The organism is Inquilinus sp. (genome assembly GCF_057815775.1).
Genome location: NZ_JBYRFX010000888.1, coordinates 1 through 4,767, shown reverse-complemented (window position 1 = coordinate 4,767; position 4,767 = coordinate 1). Strand labels below are relative to the sequence as shown.

Here is a 4,767-nt window from a genome sequence, read left to right as displayed (position 1 = left end):
TCACGATCGCTCCTTTCGGACACGCCCCGTCACGCCCGCATCGGCGCTCGGGGCCGGGATTCTCCAGCAGAGACTGCACAGCGGCGCGATTGGTGGCTATGGCAAAGCGCCGCCCGGGCCGCGGCAGCGACGAAATGTCAGGCGAAGCGGCGGCCGCGCCGTGTGGCCGCGCCAGGGAAGGCCCGCTTGACAATCCCGCGGGCGGCGGGCGACTGTCCGGCCATGACCTCCGGCCGCTCCCTGTTCGCGAAAGCCAAAAAAGCCCCGCTTGCGGGGACCGGAGATCACTGCCCGCGGTAACCCGCCGCGCGCTTCAGGATCCACCAGACCCCGCCGGTTCGGACGGGGTCTTGTCGTTTCTGCGCCATCCCCGTCTCCGGCCCTGTACCCCAGGAGACGAACGATGCCCCTTTCCGCCCCCACTGGCCTCTGGCTGCCGCTGATCACCCCGTTCCGCGACGGCGCCCTGGACGAAGCGTCACTGCGCCGGCTGGTCCGGCATTATGCCGCCGGCCCGGTCGACGGGCTGATCCTCGCCGCCACCACCGGCGAAGGCATGACGCTCGACGCCGGGGAGACCGCGCGCGTGGTCGCGATCGCGGCGGAAGAATGCCGGCTGCCGCTTATTCTCGGCCTGTCCGGCAGCGACACGCGCAAGCTGGTCAAGGAGCTGCCCAGCACCGCCGGCTGGCCGGTCGACGGATACCTGATCGCCTGCCCATATTATGTCCGCCCATCGCAGGAAGGCCTGGTCGGCCACTTCTCGGCCCTGGCCGACGCGACGGACCGGCCGATCCTGATCTACAACATCCCCTACCGGACCGGCGTCAATCTGGGCAACGAGGCCATGCGGCGCCTGGCCGAACGGCCGAACATCGTCGGGGTCAAGGATTGCTGCGCCGACGCCCGGCAGTCCTTCGAACTGCTGCGCGACCGGCCGGCCGGCTTCTCGGTGCTGACCGGCGAGGACGCGCTGTTCTACACCGCCCTGACCCAGGGCGCCGATGGCGGCATCCTGGCCTCGGCCCATGTCGAGACCGCGGCTTTCGCAGCGATCCGCGCCCTGCTGCTGGCCGGCGACCAGCCGGGCGCCCTTGCCGCCTGGCGGGACCTGTCCGAGCTGCCGCGGCTGCTGTTCGCCGAGCCGAGCCCGGCGCCGATCAAGCATTGGCTGTGGCGCACTGGCCTGATCGACAGCCCGGAGCTGCGCCTGCCGATGACCGGGGTCAGCAACGCCCTCGCCGCCCGTCTCGACCGCGAGATCGACCGCCGCCGGCCGGCCAGGGTCTAGATCGCGGCCCGCAAGGCCTGCACGAAGGTCTCGAAGTCCTGTTTGCTCGCGAAACGATTGGCGGCAAGCAGGATTTTCCCGCCTTGGTGGTGGACATTCAGAATGGCGCGCCCGCGGCTCCCTTCGATGGACAGCGACGTGATGGCGTTGATCGGCACCGTCATCTCCTCACTCAGAAATCGACCCGGGGCGGAGAGGGCCTCGGACGACAGAGAAACGGCCTTCAGGCCCCGAAGCCTGGCGATGAGAGCCACGATCGCGAGCACCGCCCCGCCCAGGCAGAGCGCTGCCATCAGGCCCTCGAATAGCGTGGCCGATGCGACGTCGAGCTTGATAAGCCCGCTTATGATGAGGCCTGTGTCATTGGACCCCGCGATCCCGGCCATGAAGGCCGCGCTTGCCAGGCAGACAGCCACGGCGAGGATGAGAAGCGGAGCCTGCGGGTCGTAGGCAAAGCTCCGGCTGCGGGCAGGCGCTGGCGGCGAAGAAGCTCCGAAGGACCGGCTCGGTTCATCATCCAGCCCCGGGATGGGACGCACCTGCGCCTGAACATCCAGCCGCGCAGCCTCGATCATGCCGCCGATGTTTCGGAGGTAGCCGGTATCGGGTGACCGCAGGAACAGGGGCCGCCTGGATGCAAAGCTGACGACAAGCGACTGCCGCCGAAATAAGGACCACAGGCGCACCACGACGAACAGGCCGATCAGCCCCATGATGCCACGGGAGCCGAGCACGCCGACCAGGCCGACTGACGCGATCAGCCCGAGCGTGCTGGCGACGTTGACGAGTTGGACATAGGGAACCTTGAGCACGACGGACGATACGGACTGAAGATCGTATTCCGTGCCACGCCAGCGGAATGAGGCGGGCCGAAGCGTGAATTCCTCGTCCTCGTAGAGCGTCCGGATCACGGGCTATCCTTTGCAGATGCAGTGATTTCCTACCGTCCCAGGAAGGCGATACTGCGGCAGATCAGCGGCGAAAGACGGGTGGCGCGGCCATCGCCGCCGCGGTGCTTCGCTGAGGCCTAGCTGGCTTGTCCTGGCCCCGGCCGGGCGATCAGCCGGTCGACCGCGTGCGGCTGCAGTTGGGCGTCGATCACCAGCCGGGCGGCGCCGAGCAGCCCGGCGGTTTCGCCAGAGCGGGCGGCGACGATGCGCAGGTCGCGCGTCGCCAGCGGCAGGCAGCGCTGGTAGACGATCTCGCGCACGCCGGCCAGCAGGTGCTCCCCCGCTCGGGACAGGGTACCACCGATGACGATGACGCTGGGGTTCAGCACGCTGACCACATCAGCCGCGACCTCACCCAGCACCCTGCCCGCCTGGCGCACCAGGCTGATCGCCTCCGGCCGGTTGCGCTCGACCAGGGCCAGCACGTCGCGCGCATCCCGGGCCTCAAAGCCGCGGGCGCGCAGGTCGCGGGCGATGGCCCAGCCGGCGGCATAGGCCTCGACGCAGCCCAGCTTGCCGCAGCGGCACAGCGGCGCCTCGGCATCGCGCAGCTGGATATGGCCGACATCGCCCGCCGCCCCGCGGGCGCCGCGATGCATCCGGCCATCGGTGACGATGCCGCTGCCGATGCCGGTGCCGGCCTTGATGAACACCAGCTGACCCTCATCCGGCCAGAACTGGCGGTGTTCGGCCAGAGTGCGCAGCCGGACGTCGTTCTCGGCGAAGACCGGCACGTCGTATTCGCCGGCGAACCAGCCGGGAATGTCGAAATCGTCCCAGCCGGTCATGACCGAAGGGCCGACCACCCGGCCGGCGCCATAGTCGACCGGGGCCGGCAGGCTGAGGCCAATGCCCAGCACGTCGCGCGCCGGCCGGCCGATCTCCGCCAGCAAAGCGCGGAACTGTTCGGCGATCCAGGTCAGGATCGACAGCGGCCCGCGGCCGACCTCGAGGTCGCCCAGCCGTTCGGCCAGCACGGTCGGGCCCAGATCGGTGGCCGCGACCCGGATGCGTGTCTCGCCGACGTCCGCCACCAGCACGATTCCGAAGCCTTCGTTCAGCTTCAGCACCCGCGCCGGCCGGCCGCCGCTGGCCTGGGTCTCCGCCGTCTCATGCAACAGCCCGGCATCGAACAGCACGCCCAGGCGCTGGGCGATGGTGGCGCGCGACAGGTCGGAGATTCGGGCGAGATCGGCCCGCGACCGGGCTTGGCCGGACAGGATCAGCGACAGCACATGGCCGGCACCGGCGGTGCCCAGGGCATGGATCTCGGGGGCTGGCTGTCGCATGGCGCTTCCTAGCAGGCCGCACCGGCGAAGGCTACGTGCGGCCCACGCCATTAATGATCGTTTTCATTCAAAAGATCCAGATGATCGGATTGACTCCGAGCAAAAGTCGGATTTATCGTCGGGATGTCGGACAGCCGTCCGGCCAATGAGCAGGGTCGGCGCCGCAGAAGCGGCGACCCGCAAACAGGAGGAAACCGCGATGATCCGATCGCTCACGCCCGTGGTTGCGTTTTCTTAGAGATCCGCGACGCCGTTTGGCCGCCGCCTCGCCGGCCTGGTCGCCGCCGGCGCCATCGCCTTGGCCCTGGCCGGCGGCAGCACCGCCGCCCTGGCGCAGGAGGCCATCGTCGGCCTCGTCACCAAGACCGAGGTCAACCCGTTCTTCGTCAAGATGCGCCAGGCCGCCGAAGCCGAAGCCAAGGCGAAAGGGCTGAAGCTGATCGCCCGCGCCGGCAAGTTCGACGGCGACAATGAGGGCCAGGTGGCCGCGATCGAGGACCTGATCAGCGCCGGCGCCAAGGGCATCCTGATCACCCCGAACAACTCCAGCGGCGTGCTGGGCGCGGTCAAGAAGGCGCGCGACGCCGGCATCCTGGTGATCGCGCTTGATACCGCGACCGACCCGGCGGATGCGGTCGACGCCACTTATGCCACCGACAATTTCCAGGCCGGGGTGCAGCAGGGCCAGTATGCCCGCAAGGCCCTGGGCGACCGGGCGCCGAAGCTGGCGATGCTGGACGGCACGCCGGGCGGCACGGTCGACACCTTCCGCCATGACGGCTTCCTCAAGGGCTTCGGCATCGCCGAGGGCGACGCCGTCATCGTCGGCAAGCAGAACACCAACGGCGCCCAGGACAAGGGCCAGACGGCGATGGAGAACCTGCTGTCGGCCCATCCCGACATCAACGTCGTCTACACCATCAACGAACCCGCCGCCCAGGGCGCCTATGCCGCGGTCAAGGCGGCCGGCAAGACCGACGACATCGTCATCACCTCGATCGACGGCGGCTGCCTGGGCGTCAAATACGTCAAGGACGGGCGTGTCGCCGCCACGGTGATGCAGTTCCCCTACAAGATGGCGCAGATGGGCGTCGACGCCGTGGCCGAATACGCCAAGACCGGCGCGAAGCCGAATGGCTTCGTCAACACCGGCTCGTTCCTGATCACCGGCAAGCCCCTGCCCGGGCTTGACTCGAAGGATCTGGAATTCGGAGAGAAGAACTGCTGGGGCTGATCG

Annotated in this window: 4 protein-coding genes; 2 read left to right on the top strand and 2 right to left on the bottom strand. The window is 68.8% G+C overall.

Annotated features, from left to right (window positions below):
- Positions 1-403 precede the first annotated feature (403 nt).
- Positions 404-1,291: a 4-hydroxy-tetrahydrodipicolinate synthase gene (gene dapA, locus AC3XYG_RS31835; protein WP_489143901.1), complete on the top strand. Its 888-nt coding sequence runs from the start codon at positions 404-406 to the stop codon at positions 1,289-1,291.
- On the opposite strand, the gene AC3XYG_RS31830 is transcribed toward dapA, so the two are convergent.
- Entirely contained in the window at positions 1,288-2,202 is a 915-nt protein-coding gene (locus tag AC3XYG_RS31830) for a hypothetical protein (protein ID WP_489143900.1), read from the bottom strand. The two genes, dapA and AC3XYG_RS31830, sit on opposite strands and share 4 nt — an antisense overlap.
- A gap of 116 nt (positions 2,203-2,318) precedes the next feature.
- Positions 2,319-3,530: an ROK family protein gene (locus tag AC3XYG_RS31825; protein WP_489143899.1), complete on the bottom strand. Its 1,212-nt coding sequence runs from the start codon at positions 3,528-3,530 to the stop codon at positions 2,319-2,321.
- A gap of 298 nt (positions 3,531-3,828) precedes the next feature.
- Between AC3XYG_RS31825 and AC3XYG_RS31820 the strand changes: the two genes are divergently transcribed.
- A complete protein-coding gene (locus AC3XYG_RS31820) occupies positions 3,829-4,764 on the top strand; it encodes a substrate-binding domain-containing protein (RefSeq protein ID WP_489143898.1) in 936 nt (311 codons plus the stop codon).
- Positions 4,765-4,767: the final 3 nt, after the last annotated feature.

Excerpts from the sequence above, each read along its gene's own strand:
- dapA (WP_489143901.1), top strand. The coding sequence starts at position 404 with ATGCCCCTTTCCGCCCCCACTGGCCTCTGGCTGCCGCTGATCACCCCG.
- AC3XYG_RS31825 (WP_489143899.1), bottom strand. The coding sequence starts at position 3,530 with ATGCGACAGCCAGCCCCCGAGATCCATGCCCTGGGCACCGCCGGTGCC.